The sequence below is a fragment of the Silvimonas sp. genome (genome assembly GCF_031291215.1).
Classification (GTDB): domain Bacteria; phylum Pseudomonadota; class Gammaproteobacteria; order Burkholderiales; family Chitinibacteraceae; genus Silvimonas; species Silvimonas soli.
In genome coordinates, this window is the sequence record NZ_JARLJK010000136.1 from 190,128 (window position 1) to 203,916 (window position 13,789).

The 13,789-nt window shown below is 55.9% G+C and carries 9 protein-coding genes; 7 read left to right on the top strand and 2 right to left on the bottom strand.

The genetic code is table 11. The annotated features are described in order from the left end of the window. The first annotated feature begins 6 nt into the window (after positions 1–6). A complete protein-coding gene (locus tag P4L78_RS16490; protein ID WP_309329092.1) occupies positions 7–1,437 on the top strand; it encodes a tagaturonate reductase in 1,431 nt (476 codons plus the stop codon). A gap of 241 nt (positions 1,438–1,678) precedes the next feature. Then, positions 1,679–2,974, top strand: coding sequence for an MFS transporter (locus P4L78_RS16495; RefSeq protein WP_309329096.1), 1,296 nt, complete (start codon positions 1,679–1,681; stop codon positions 2,972–2,974). 136 nt (positions 2,975–3,110) lie between these two features. Here the strand turns inward: P4L78_RS16495 and P4L78_RS16500 are convergent, their stop codons facing one another. After that, a complete protein-coding gene (locus P4L78_RS16500) occupies positions 3,111–3,842 on the bottom strand; it encodes a GntR family transcriptional regulator (RefSeq protein WP_283149214.1) in 732 nt (243 codons plus the stop codon). Positions 3,843–3,991: 149 nt separating this feature from the next. Next, positions 3,992–5,773, bottom strand: coding sequence for a GGDEF domain-containing protein (locus tag P4L78_RS16505; protein WP_309329099.1), 1,782 nt, complete (start codon positions 5,771–5,773; stop codon positions 3,992–3,994). Positions 5,774–6,007: 234 nt separating this feature from the next. Here P4L78_RS16505 and P4L78_RS16510 point away from each other — a divergent pair, with 234 nt between their 5' ends. The 5 genes from P4L78_RS16510 (at position 6,008) to smc (ending at position 13,784) form a co-directional block, all read left to right on the top strand. Next, positions 6,008–6,190 carry a hypothetical protein gene (locus P4L78_RS16510; RefSeq protein ID WP_283149216.1) on the top strand — a complete coding sequence of 61 codons (183 nt, stop codon included), beginning with the start codon at positions 6,008–6,010 and terminating at the stop codon, positions 6,188–6,190. A 201-nt stretch (positions 6,191–6,391) separates the two neighbouring features. Continuing rightward, positions 6,392–8,194, top strand: a complete 1,803-nt coding sequence (locus tag P4L78_RS16515; RefSeq protein ID WP_283149217.1) for a M61 family metallopeptidase — start codon at positions 6,392–6,394, stop codon at positions 8,192–8,194. A gap of 219 nt (positions 8,195–8,413) precedes the next feature. Further along, entirely contained in the window at positions 8,414–8,869 is a 456-nt protein-coding gene (locus P4L78_RS16520; RefSeq protein WP_309329104.1) for a hypothetical protein, read from the top strand. A gap of 218 nt (positions 8,870–9,087) precedes the next feature. After that, positions 9,088–10,176, top strand: a complete 1,089-nt coding sequence (apbC, locus tag P4L78_RS16525; RefSeq protein ID WP_309329107.1) for an iron-sulfur cluster carrier protein ApbC — start codon at positions 9,088–9,090, stop codon at positions 10,174–10,176. A gap of 107 nt (positions 10,177–10,283) precedes the next feature. Further along, on the top strand, positions 10,284–13,784 hold the full coding sequence (gene smc, locus P4L78_RS16530) for a chromosome segregation protein SMC (protein WP_309329110.1): 3,501 nt from the start codon (positions 10,284–10,286) through the stop codon (positions 13,782–13,784). The last annotated feature ends 5 nt before the right edge of the window (positions 13,785–13,789 follow it).

Consider the following 13,789-nt stretch of genomic DNA (forward strand, 5'->3'; position numbering starts at 1 on the left):
CAAATCATGCAACAACTGAAGCGGGAAGGCCCGTTTACACATCCGGTCAAAGTCCTGCAGTTTGGTGAAGGCAACTTCCTGCGCGCCTTTGTCGACTGGCAAATTGATTTGCTTAACGAACGTACCGGTCTTGATGCGGGTGTGGTGGTGGTGCGTCCGCGGAGCAACCCGACGCTGCCTTTGCTGGATACCCAAGGTGGTGTGTTTACCACGCTGATTCGCGGCTTGAATGAACAGGGTGAGGCGGTAAAGGAATATCGCAAGATCACTTGCGTTCAACGTGAAATCGACCTCGCCGACAGTTATGCGGATTACCTGGAATTAGCGGCCAGCCCGGATCTGCGTTTTGTGGTGTCCAATACCACCGAGGCGGGTATCGCGATCAACGACGAAGATGCATACGATGATCTGCCGCCGGCCAGTTTTCCAGCCAAGCTGACGCGTTTTTTGCATGAACGCTATGCCCGTTTTGAAGGCGCGGCTGACAAAGGCCTGGTGCTGCTGCCCTGCGAACTGATTGATTACAACGGCGCTGCATTGAAAGCTGCCGTGCAACATTTTGCGCAGCTCTGGCAACTGGGTGAAGGCTTTGGCAACTGGCTGGATCAGGCGTGTACCTTCTGCTCTACCTTGGTGGACCGCATTGTTACCGGCTACCCGCAGACTGAAATTGCCGAGATCGAGAAAGAACTCGGCTACCGCGATACTTTCCTGGTCACGGCCGAGTATTTCTACCTGTTCGTTATCCAGGGCCCGCAGTGGCTGGCAGACGAACTCAAGCTCGATGGCGCCGGGCTGAATATCCAGCTGGTTGCAGATATCACCCCCTACAAGCAGCGCAAAGTGGGGGTATTGAATGGTGGTCATACGTCGCTGGTGCCGGTGGCTTTGCTGGCCGGGCTGAAAGAAGTCGGTGAAGCTGTGGCTGATCCAGTTGTTGGCCAGTATCTGCTTAAAACGCTGGATGAAGAAATCATCCCGGCATTGCCGCTCCCGCGTGAAGAACTGGATCCGTTTGCTGCCGACGTGTTGCGTCGTTTCCGTAATCCGTACATTCACCACCGACTGGAATCCATTGCCCTCAATAGCTGGAGCAAGTTTGCGGCGCGTGTTTTGCCGCAAATCCTGACCTATCAGAAAGCTAATGGTCATCTGCCCAAGCGACTGGTCGTGGCGCTGGCCGCAACCATGCTGCTGTACCGCGGGCATTTAATTACTCTGTCCGATGATGCGGCAAATCTGGAGTGGTTCAAGATGGCTTGGGCCCGCTTTGGCGAGCGTCGCTGGTCATTCCACGATGTTGCGCTTAACTGGCTGGCCAACGAGGCTTTGTGGGGACAGGATTTGAACCATATTCCAGGCTTTACCGCAGCTTTGACAGACGAACTCACCCGAATTGACCTTGAAGGAATCACCAAGGTGATCGCAACGCTATGAGCGTTAGTTTAATTTCCCGGGAGTTTCACTTTGCCAGACATGGTTTGGCGAGAGAGCCTTCCGGGACAGGATAGTTTCAGAGTTCTCCTGGAGACGTAGTACAGAATAATTGCTTTAATTACCGGTTTGACCATTTTTATCCAGCGAATGATCTGACCAGAACGACCATGAATTTAATAAAGGCCACCTGGCCGCCATAAAACCACTGGCTTGCAAAAAAAACCAACGGTACGAGGAAATCATGGTAAAGCTCAAAGGAATGCGCTGGTGGATGGTGGCTATAGTCACCTTCGGCCTTATTGTTAATTATCTGGCCCGCAATACATTATCGGTGGCGGCACCGACCATGATGGCGGAAATGCATATGTCGACCCAGCAGTATTCGTATGTGGTCGTCGCCTGGCAGGTCTGTTATGCCTTGATGCAACCGATTGCTGGTTACATTCTTGATGCAATTGGCACCAAGCTGGGGTTTGCCATTTTTGCGGCGTGTTGGTCTCTGGCATGTGCCGCTGCGGCGCTGGCTACGGGCTGGCAAGGATTGGCATTCTTTCGTGCACTGCTTGGCATGTCTGAAGCTGCCGGTATTCCGGCTGGGGTTAAAGCGACGACCGAATGGTTCCCCGCAAAAGAACGCTCGGTGGCTATCGGCTGGTTCAATATCGGCTCTTCAGTAGGCGCGCTGCTGGCTCCGCCGTTGGTCGTGTGGTCCATCATGCACGGCACGTGGCATTGGGGTTTCGTTATTGTCGGTGTGCTTGGTCTGATCTGGACAACAATATGGATGCTTTTCTACAAACATCCCAAAGACCAGAAAGCACTTTCGGATAAAGAACGCGATTACATTCTGGAAGGTCAGGAAGCACAATTCAAAGACGAAGTTGTTCGCAAGGCAAGCTGGAAGTCGATTGTGTCATCGCGTAATTTCTGGGCAATTGCAATTCCACGGTTCTTGTCAGAACCAGCATGGCAAACCTTTAATGCCTGGATTCCGCTTTATATGATGACTGAGCGTCACATGAATCTGAAAGAAATTGCGCTATTTGCCTGGTTGCCATTTCTGGCCGCAGATATTGGTTGCGTATTGGGCGGTTATTTGAGCCCGTTCTTCCATAAATATTTTAATGTTTCGCTGTTTACCTCCCGCAAGATGGTTGTGGTATTTGGCGCCTTGTTCATGATCGGACCAGCATGTATTGGCTTGGCTGCAAGTCCTTATACGGCTATTGCGTTGTTGTGTGTTGGTGGCTTTGCTCATCAGACTTTGTCGGGTGCGCTGTACTCGGTCACTTCGGATATGTTCGGCAAGCATGAAGTTGCCACTGCAACTGGCCTGGGGGGCATGAGCGGGTATCTGGGTGCAACACTGTTTACCCTGTTGTTTGGGTTCCTGGTTGTCAAGATTGGCTATTCACCGCTTTTCCTGCTGCTGGCGATTTTTGATCTGGTAGGGGCTGTAGTGGTTTGCGTGCTGGCTCGCGAACGCAAAGTGGAGCAACTGCCGGTTGAAGGGCAACTTGCTGGCGTGCCAGCCTGAGTAACGAGTAAACGAGCAGCGAAGCAACCGAACTGGGCCGAATATTTTTCAGTCGGTTGTTGCCCACAAAGGGCGTGGTTGCCCAAAAACAAAAGCCGGATTAATCCGGCTTTTGTTTTTGGGCCAGCGTATTGTTTCAGGCTGGTTTGCGGTCAGGTAGATGCTGAATAAAATACTCTGGTTGTAGTGTGCGGGCCACTTCCAGTACAGGCAATACGTGATCTAGATGAGACCGCATTGCCGCCAGCGCTGCCTCAGGCGCGCCTGCCTCAATAGCATCGACCACTGCGTCATGCTCATCCACTACACCTTCCATTCGGCCGGGTAATGGCAAGGTCAAACGACGGTAACGGTCGATCTGGGTCTTTGCCTGCAAGATAATGGGCCACACACCCGGATGCCCGGACAATTCGGCAAGTGCGGCGTGAAAGGCTTCATCCGTCTGATGGAAACCCCGGGTGTCGCCAGCTTGGGTGTAATTGCGTTGTGTTTCCAGAATGCCGCGCAAAATACTAACGCCTTCCGGCGTGGTTCTCTTGGCGGCTTCTTCCACAATGGCCAGTTCCAATGCTGTACGAACCAGCATGGCTTCCTCCAGGGCATCCAGCGGAATCCGGGCCACAAAAGTGCCCACGCGCGGCATGATTTCGATCAAGCCTTCTTCTGCCAGACGTTGCACTGCCTCATGTACTGGCGTGCGGCTGGTGCCGTGCTCGGCGGCAAGGTCTCGCTCAATGATGCGTGTGCCGGGCAGCATGCTCATTTCAACAATGCGTTGCCGCAAATCAAGATATACCCGGCGTGACGCGCTCAATGCAGCGTCTTGGCCAAGGGCTTCTGCTTCCAGATATTTTTCTTTGGAACTCATTGAATTGACTCAGATGCCATTGTAGATAAATTTGTTGTCAATGATGACACAGTTGCTGATTGTTTTGCTTTTGAATTTTGCGTCAATCTGTACACGATAATTGCAATCAATTATCTAAGCATTTTTCCAGCCGGGAATTACCTTTTTTATTAGGTTTCATCGTCTGGTCCACGGACACTGGAAGGTAAAAATGGTTCATGGGCACTGCTGCCGGCAACCTGGTTTCGTCCTTGTTTCTTCGCTTTGTAGAGTTGCAAGTCGGCTTGCGAGATCATTTTCTCCAGCGTGTAGGCTTGCTCATGCAAACAGGAAAACCCAATGCTGATTGTGAGGTTAATCGTTTTATCTCCGATCTTCGTCAAACCGCTTGCGGCGATATCCTGGCGGATTCGCTCCAGCGTTTGCAATGCCTTTGCCATATCGGTATCAGTCAGTAGCAATATGAATTCTTCGCCGCCATACCGCGCAAAGATATCGGAATTCCGTAAATTGACACGACAGCGATCACTCACTGCCCGAATCACGGCGTCACCAACGTCATGACCCCAGGTGTCATTCACCTGTTTGAAATGGTCGATATCCAGCAGGGCGACGCAGCAACTGCCATTGCGGCGGCGTGTTTGCGCCAGTGTAAGGCTGGCGAGCGGCACAAAGGCCCGCCGATTCAATATACCGGTGAGGTAGTCAGTGGTTGCGGCCTGATGCAGCTCAGCGATCAAAGCCTCGCGCTCGCTCTCCAGATTGCGCCGCGCCACGCTATTGTCGCGCAGCACAGCAATAGCCTGCATGACATCACCGATTTCATCCTGCCGTTTGGGCGCCGGAATGGTGGTTTCCAGCTGGCCACCTGCCAAAGCCTTGATGATGTCTGCTGAAACCGTCAGCGTATCAAGCAAGCGATAGCCAAATAAGATGACCGGTGCAATTAACAGCACGAACAATGCCACCGCCAGTAACGCCAGCCGGATCAGATTGTCGCGTGCCGTAACGCTATTGGTCAGCGCTTTTTGCGTGGCAGCCTGCAGCAGGCTGTCGCGCAATTGCAGGATAGAGTCCATGGTCGGTACATAACGTGCGGCAAATTCTCCGGTGGTGAGTGTGGGAAATTCGTTGCGTTGCCAGCTGTGGCGCAGATTATCGACAAGACCCAAGCCTGCGCCGAAGTATTGTTTATCCATATTGGCCATTGCTGCCGTAACGCTCGGGCTGTCGCAGCAACGGGTGGTGCGGTTGATTACGCCGCCGCGAATGACATCGATATGACCCGTAATCCGTTCTACGGCTGCGGAGGATTCAGCCGTCAACGCTTCGTGCCGCACCAGCGCACGCGTAAATTGCGATCCGAGTTGCCCGGCTTGCTCGCGCAGTTCGGCGGCAGCCCGCGCGGCCACGATGGCATCGTTTAGATCGGTGCCGTAGCGCTCTACCGGCTGCGCCAGACGGGTGGCGATGGGCGATGCTTGAGTGGCAATGGCAATCATTCCTGCCACTGCTGTATCCAGATCATTGCCGTTACGCTCGGCCACGGGTTTCGCGATTAACGCATCGACCCGGTAACGCGCTTGTGTGAGATTGTTGTTTAGCCGATTCAGCGCGCCAAGTTGCTCAGCTCTTTCCGGTTCTGGCAGTTGTTGCATGCTGACCCGCAGCCGGGCAACGGCCACTTCACTATTAGCGCGGGCGGTGGCCAATGCCTGCACCTGAATAATCGGGGCTGGCTTGGCGCTGCCCAGCATCGCATTGGTCGGGCCGCGCTCGCGTGACACCATTTCAAATACTTTAAGAGCCAGCCCGGCGCGCTCGACATCTTCCACCGCACGCCGGTTACTGGCGTATTCATGCCATTGCTTGTGGGCAAGCCAGCCGAGCAGGCCTGCCAGCGACAAAGCCCAGATGCCGATATAAATCAGAAGGCGTGTTTTTATTCGCATTAGTCGGTCAAATTGCAGGTTGATTAAATCTGCGCCGATTTGGGTTGGTCATGCCTCGGCCTTTTCTTCGACAGGTTGGGCCGCCACGCCCTGATGTATGGACTCATTGCTTGCCACCGTGCGCCAGATTACGTAGAAGTTCATTGACCGGTTGGCGAGGGTGGGAACATGCAGCCCATTCCTGGGTCCATCGTGAGTGTTACGGCAATAAACTGCAAATACACGGAGTTCGACATGGTGCAAAAACCCGAACGTGAAGCAGAAGAGCTCGATTATTCGGATCAGGATGTGGCGAAAAAACAGCAGCAGCGACTTGATCGCATTCGGCATGAGCACGGTAACAAGCCCCAGCATGAGCAGGTGAGCGATCCAGTGCCCAAGAGCCAGGAAGGGCCGATGTCGTTGCCCCCGCGCTAAGCCTTTGAGGTTTCGCGTTATCCTCAAGTGCCGGTCGTGGTGTCCCAGCCAGGGATTGCCCCGGCTTGATGTGCTGCGCCTGTAAGATCATAGTGCTGGCAAAACCTGGATACGGTCTGCAATCCGGCCCCGGCAACGATCTTGCCGTGTGTCGCGCGCTGGCCACTCATCATTCTTATAACTGAATTCAAGAGCCATGTAATGCCTCACTACCGGATCAAACCCGCAGATCTGCGCGCCCATTATTTCGACGTCACATTGACCATCGACAAGCCCGATGCGGCGGGTCAGATTGTCTGGTTACCGGTCTGGATACCGGGCAGCTACCTGGTGCGTGAATTCGCCCGCAATATTGTCGATATCAGTGCCAGCAGCAAAGGCAAGCCGGTCAGCCTGACCAAACTGGACAAGCATCGCTGGCAGACTGTTCCGGTCAAGGGCAAGCTCGAGATTCATTACCGCGTTTATGCGTGGGATTTATCCGTGCGCGGGGCTTATCTGGATGAAACTCGCGCATTCTTCAACGGCACCAGCACATTTCTTGCCGTAGCTGGCCAGGAACATGTGCCCTGTACCGTGGAATTGGTCGCGCCCGCCGCATCACGCTGGAAAGTGGCTACCAGCTTGCCGCTTGATGGTGCCCGCTCGGGTGATTTCGGTCTTTATCGTGCCGCTGATTACGATGAATTGATTGATCATCCGGTAGAAATGGGCGCCTTCGCCGAAGAACGCTTCAAGGCCTGTGGCGTGCCGCATCAGATCGTGATTGCCGGAAGGCACCGCACGGACATGAAGCGCTTGAAGCGCGATCTCAAGAAAATCTGCGAATACCAGATCAAACTATTTGGGGAACCCGCGCCGTTTGAGCGTTATGTCTTCATGAGTATGGTCACCGGTGACGGCTACGGCGGCTTGGAGCATCGCGCATCGACCGCCTTGATGGTCAGCCGCGATGATCTACCTCTGGAACATGAATCTGCGGTAAAGGCTGGTTATCGCCAGTATCTCGGGCTGTGTAGTCATGAGTATTTCCACACCTGGAACGTCAAACGCATCAAGCCTGCGGCATACGCGCCGTATGACCTGAATCGTGAGAGCTACACCCGTCTATTGTGGGCGTTTGAGGGGATTACTTCCTACTACGACGATCTGACGCTGGTGCGAACCGGCCTCATTACCCAACAGGAATACCTCGATCTGCTAGCTCAAACCTTGACCGGCGTGGAGCGTGGCGCTGGCCGCCAACGCCAGACTCTGGAAGAGGCCAGTCTAGATGCTTGGGTCAAATACTATCGGCAGGACGAAAACAGCCCCAACGCCATCGTCAGCTACTACACCAAGGGCGCGCTGGCCTCGTTGTGTCTGGACTTGACCATCCGGCAGCGCAGCAAAGGCAAGAGGAGCCTGGACGATGTCATGCGCGCCTTGTGGCAGCGATTTGGCAAAGACTTCTATACAAGCAATGGCGGCCAGGGGGTTGGCGAAACCGAATGGGAAGCCATTGCCAGTGAAGTGGCCGGGTTTGATCTGGCAGCGTTTTTTGACCAGGCCCTGCGCTCGACTGAAGAACTACCCGTTAGCGAGTTGCTGGCCAGTGTTGGCGTGGACAGCCAGACCCGCGTCATTGCTGGCAATGGCGACAAAGGCGGCTGGAAAGACATTGCAACGCCGGGCAACAGTATCGGCGCGCGAATCGCCAGCGAGGCGGGCGGCGTCAAGCTGACTCATGTGCTTGATGGCGGGGCGGCGCAGGCTGCCGGGTTGGCGGCTGGCGATGTGATTGTCGCCATTAATGGCTTGCGTGTCAGCAGTGCCAATCTGGATACGGCGCTTGGTTCTTACGTCGCCGGTAGCGAAGTGCAGATTCACGCATTCCGGCGTGACGAACTCAGCTTGCGCCAACTCAAGATACAGGCTGCAGCGGTTGATACCTGGGGCCTGCGTCTGGCCAAAACAGTCGATGAGAAAACCCGAGTGGCGCGCAAAGCCTGGCTGGAAGACTGAGCCTGCAAGATTCGGCAATCCAGGCTTTCTCTGCGTCAGATAGCCGCGCAAACATCAGATGATGTTTGCGCGGCTGCGTTTCCTGTCGGTTTTGAGTGTTGATATGAGGCAAAGTTACGGAAATTTCCCCCTGAACATCGGAATGATCTGATATCTGCCGACAGTACGGAGACTGAATAATGCATCCATTCTTAAAATCTCAAAAAGAAGGGTGCTCCGATGTCAGATATGGTCTCAGCGCTATCCGCACGCGATCTTCAAGTTGATTTCAATCACGCCGTCACCCAACTGGCTGATACCGACCCTGACATCCAGGCGCAGGCCATTGGCACGCTAAGACAGCTTGCCGCCGCTGGCTTGGCCAAGGCTGCTTACAACATGGGCGTGGCCTGTCTGCGCGGTTTTCATATGCCGCAAGATAGTCAACTGGCCGCCCATTTCATGTTGCAGGCGGCGCAGGCGGGTTGCTCACGTGCATATTACCCGTTGGCCAGATTGATACTGGATGGCCAATTGGCCACCTGCAATCGCTTGCCGACAGATTTCCGCCGTTTTATTTCAGCCAAATGGTTCTGGCGCGCAGCGGTGCAGGGCGATCGACGCGCTGACAGCTGGCTCCAACGCTCTTGGGTGCCAGCCATGTTTAATTGTGCCGGGTCGGTAGGTTATAAATAACGGCTTCCGGGCCAGACGCCATCGAGACGCAGCGAATGGGGCGGGGAAGAGCATTTCCGCCTCATTTCTATTTGAGTTGCAGTGGAGGCGGGCGTTCGCTTGTTTGCCGTTGTCCGCTGGGCTGCAAGTCTTGATTTTCCGGGGGAACCTCTCCATCTGAGGTAAAATCAGCACTTATTGTCCACGCGTGTTCACGCCCGCCTTTCCCGGAAATACCCATGTCCGATCTTCAAGCTATCCAGAACGCCCTGGCACTCACCATTGATCCCAATACCGGCAAGGACTACCTGTCGTCACGCGGGGTGAAGAATCTCAAATTCGAGGGTGGCGTAGCCAGTTTCGATCTCGTGCTGGGATATCCTGCGCAGAGCCAGCAAGCAATAATCCGCCAGCAACTGGATGACGCATTACGCCAGGTGCCGGGCGTTTCGGGCACGGATATCCGGATTAGCACACTGATTGTTGCGCACTCCGCCCAGCGTGGTTTGCAGCTGCATCAGGGCGTCAAGAACATCATTGCGGTGGCTAGCGGCAAAGGTGGTGTGGGCAAGTCCACTACGGCGGTCAATCTGGCGCTGGCCTTGTCGGCAGAAGGCGCACGCGTCGGCTTGCTGGATGCCGATATCTACGGACCGTCGCAACCCACCCTGATGGGTGTGGCCGACCAGCATCCGTCTTCGCCCGATAACAAACACATTGAGCCGATTGTTAATTACGGTGTACAGACCATGTCGATCGGCTTTCTGATCGACCCCGAACAACCGATGGTCTGGCGCGGTCCGATGGTGACGCAGGCGCTGACGCAACTGCTTAATGACACGCTGTGGGACAACGTTGATTACCTGATCATCGATCTGCCGCCCGGCACTGGCGATATCCAGCTGACGTTGTCGCAAAAAGTGCCACTGACCGGCGCCGTGATTGTGACCACGCCGCAAGACATCGCCTTGCTGGATGCTCGCAAGGGTCTGAAGATGTTTGAGAAGGTTGGCGTGCCGATTCTGGGTATTGTCGAAAACATGAGCACGCACATTTGCAGCAATTGCGGTCACGCCGAACCGATTTTTGGCGAAGGCGGCGGCGCGGCAATGTGCAAGGATTACGGCGTTGATCTCTTGGGCCAGCTGCCGCTAGATTTGTCGATTCGCCTGAATGCCGATGCGGGCAAGCCAAGCGTTGCAGCAGACCCGAACAGTGCTGTTTCGGAAATCTACAAAACCATCGCCCGCAAAGTGGCTGCGCGGGTGGCGATCAAGTCGCAGGATTTCTCGGCCAAGTTCCCCAAGATCGTGATCCAGAGCGATTGATTTTCGCCTGATACGGCAAGGTGTGGCGCCATTGCCACGCCTTGCTGCAACCGGCCACCCGCATTGCGCTACAATCGCCCCTTTCGCAACCGCTAGCGACCTTCTCAGTGCGTCTTACCCACATCAAGCTGGCTGGCTTTAAATCGTTTGTTGATCCGTCGACTATTCATGTCGCAGGGCAACTGGTCGCCGTTTGCGGCCCGAACGGTTGCGGCAAATCCAATGTGATTGATGCCGTGCGCTGGGTATTGGGCGAGTCATCGGCCAAGCAACTGCGTGGCGAATCCATGCAGGATGTCATCTTCAATGGTTCGGGCTCGCGCAAGCCGGTGGGCCGCGCTTCTGTGGAACTGGTGTTCGACAACAGCGCGGGACTGGCTGCCGGGCAGTGGAGTCAGTACGCCGAAATCTCGATCAAGCGCCTGCTGACCCGTCAGGGCGAGTCCTCCTACTACATCAATCAGTTGCCGGTGCGGCGGCGCGATATCACCGACTTGTTCCTCGGCACCGGGGTGGGCAAGGGCGGTTACGCGATCATCGAACAAGGCATGATCTCGCGCATCATTGAAGCGCGCCCTGAAGAATTACGCCATTTTCTGGAAGAAGCCGCTGGCGTTTCCAAATACAAAGAACGCCGCCGCGAGACCGAAGCGCGCCTGGCTGATACCAAAGACAATCTGGACCGGGTTGATGATATCCGGCTGGAACTCACCGGCCAGATCAGCAAGCTCGAATCCCAGGCCGAAATCGCGGCCCAGTACAACAACCTGAAAGACGCGATCACCGAAAAGCAGAACCTGCTGGCATTGCAACGCAAGCTGGATGCGGCGCGAGATGTTGAAAACACCCGCCGCGACATCGAAACCGCGCAAAATGCGCTCGAAGCCAAGCTGGCTGAGTTGCGGGCACTTGAGGCCGCGCTGGAAGAACTGCGCGAAACCCACTTCACCGCCAGCGATGCGGTCCATGCAGCGCAAGGCGAGTTGTATGACGCCAACGCCACGGTGGCGCGGCTGGAGCAACAACTGCTGCATTTGCGCCAGAATCGCGAGCGCCTGAGCGCCGATCTGGAAGCGGCCAAGGCGGAGCTGGCGCGTATTGACCAGAACAGCCGCCAAAGCATGGCCGAGCGCGACGACTGGCTGCAACGCCAAGAAGCTGCCGCGCTCACCGCCGAAGAAACGGCAATGTCGCTGGACGACGAAACCCAGCGCCTGCCCGAACTGGAACAAGCCTTGAAAGAGGTGGATGAGCGCTTCCAGCAAACACGTGATCAATTGGCCCAGGCACGCAATACCCTGCAATTGACGCAGCAGCAAACCCAGCACCATGTGCGTACGTGCGAAACGCTGAAAAACCGGCGTGATCGTCTGCAACTGGATTTGTCGCGCTTGAGTGCTGACGGCGACGATACGCAACTGGAAGCGCTGCGCCTGGCGCTGGAAGAATCCACGCTTAGCGTTGAGAACGAACAACTGGCTTTGGCGGATGAAGAGGCTGCGCAGGAAGAACTGCGCATTAGCTTGTCTGAAGCCACCGCTGCGCGCGAGCAAGAAACGCGAGCACGCACCGAAACCCAGGCACAAATCCGGGCATTGCAAAGCATGCCCGCGCCGGTGGATGACAAAGCCCTGGCGCAATGGCTATCGGCCAACGATTTGCAAAGCCTGCCGCGTCTGTATGAAGGTCTGCGGATTACCCCAGGCTGGGAAAAAGCCGTCGAAGCTGCTTTGGGCCAGCGCATGCAGGCCCGAGCAGTGACGCAGTTGCCGGATTCGATCCCGCCCGCTGCCGTGGCGTTGTTGCAGGCGACAGTTGCGGCTGCCCCGACCACGCAACTAGCGTTGCCTCGTTTGCTGGATCACATCCAGTGCAACGATCCCAATCTGCAGCGCGCATTGGGCGACATGCTCGCCCAGGTCTGGTGTGTCCAGACTCCGGCAGACTGGCTGCTGTGGCGCGAACAACTGCCGGCTGGTGGCTTGCTGATTACCCCGCAAGGGCACAGCGGAGATCGGCAGTCCTTGCAATATCACGCGGCGCAAGGTGTGGTCGCCAACCTGGTGGCACAGCGCCAAGCGCTGGAACAAGCGCTGGTGCGGGCGGATGAACTTGAACCGCTATGGCAGCTGTCAGTACAAGAGCACGAGCGTGTGCAGAACGAACTGACGGCGTTGGAACAAGGCATGCGCCAGCGCCGCAACGCTTTGGCCCAGTTGCAAAATCAGAGCGCCGAAATCGCCCGCCAGAGCGCCCGCCTGGAAGAAGCCAACGCACAACGTGTCCGCCAGGCTGCGCAGTGGCAGGAAGAACTGGAAACCGTCACCCTGCAGCTGGAAGAAGAAATCTATGCGGCTCAGGAAACTGAAACCTCGCGCTTGAACGCCGAGGAAGCACTGGAGCCTTTGCAGGAAGAACTGGAAGCGCAAAAGCTGGCGCGTACTGAGGCCGAATCGGCCTGTGACTTGCAGCGTAGCCGCCTGCGGCAAGTGGAGCGATTGGCGCAGGAAAGTCGTTTTGCAGTGCAAGCGGCCGAAACGCGCTTGTCCGAAATGGCGCGCCGCGACGAAGACCTGACACATCGACGCGATCTGGTGACAGAGCGGCTGGAAACGCTGACCCTTGAGCTGGAAAGCATCCACGAAGGCGATTTTGACGTGGGTTTTCAGGATGCGATCAATCTGCGCGGAGAAAAAGAACGCGCATTGGCGGCTACCCGCGATGCGCTCAACGGCTTTGCCCAGCAAATGCGTGACCGCGAGGCGGAGAAACAACGCATCGAGGCAGGCATGGAGCCAGCGCGTGAAGCGGTTAACGCTGCAAGACTCAAGGAGCAAGAGTCTCGTCTGGCGCTCGAACGCTTTACCGAGGAACTGCAAGCTGCTGGCGCGGACGAACAAGTCTTGCGGGAGAAAATTGGCGCTGGCGTCAAAATTTCCAGCCTGGTCGCCGAGATCGGACGCCTGACTCAAGCGCTGGGATCGCTCGGCTCGGTCAACCTGGCCGCGCTTGAAGAGTTAAACAATGCACGTGAACGGCAAAGTTATCTGGATGCGCAAGCCGGCGACCTGGCTGCAGCGGTAGAAACGCTGGAAAACGCCATTCGCCGCATTGATCGGGAAACCCGTGCCCTGCTGCAGAGTACGTACGATACGGTGAACGCCAATCTGCAAGAATTGTTCCCCTTGCTGTTTGGTGGCGGGCATGCCGAATTGATGCTCACCGGTGACGAAATTCTTGACGCCGGGCTGACCATCCTCGCGCAACCGCCCGGTAAAAAGAACAGTACGATCCATTTATTGTCAGGTGGCGAGAAAGCACTGACCGCGTTAAGTCTGGTATTCTCGCTGTTCCGGCTTAACCCGGCGCCTTTCTGTCTGCTGGATGAAGTTGATGCGCCGCTGGATGATGCCAATACGCTGCGTTTTTGCGAGTTGGTGAAAAAGATGGCCGAACGCACCCAGTTCCTCTATATCAGTCACAACCGGCTGACCATGGAGATGGCCGGGCAACTGGTGGGTGTGACAATGCAAGAACAAGGGGTTTCACGCGTGGTGGCGGTAGATATCGAAACCGCGCTGTCCATGCGTGAAGCTGTAACCGCTTAGGGCTA

Coding starts and splice junctions, on each gene's coding strand:
- P4L78_RS16490 (WP_309329092.1), top strand. CDS start 7: ATGCAACAACTGAAGCGGGAAGGCCCGTTTACACATCCGGTCAAAGTC.
- P4L78_RS16495 (WP_309329096.1), top strand. CDS start 1,679: ATGGTAAAGCTCAAAGGAATGCGCTGGTGGATGGTGGCTATAGTCACC.
- P4L78_RS16500 (WP_283149214.1), bottom strand. CDS start 3,842: ATGAGTTCCAAAGAAAAATATCTGGAAGCAGAAGCCCTTGGCCAAGAC.
- P4L78_RS16505 (WP_309329099.1), bottom strand. CDS start 5,773: ATGCGAATAAAAACACGCCTTCTGATTTATATCGGCATCTGGGCTTTG.
- P4L78_RS16510 (WP_283149216.1), top strand. CDS start 6,008: ATGGTGCAAAAACCCGAACGTGAAGCAGAAGAGCTCGATTATTCGGAT.
- P4L78_RS16515 (WP_283149217.1), top strand. CDS start 6,392: ATGCCTCACTACCGGATCAAACCCGCAGATCTGCGCGCCCATTATTTC.
- P4L78_RS16520 (WP_309329104.1), top strand. CDS start 8,414: ATGTCAGATATGGTCTCAGCGCTATCCGCACGCGATCTTCAAGTTGAT.
- apbC (WP_309329107.1), top strand. CDS start 9,088: ATGTCCGATCTTCAAGCTATCCAGAACGCCCTGGCACTCACCATTGAT.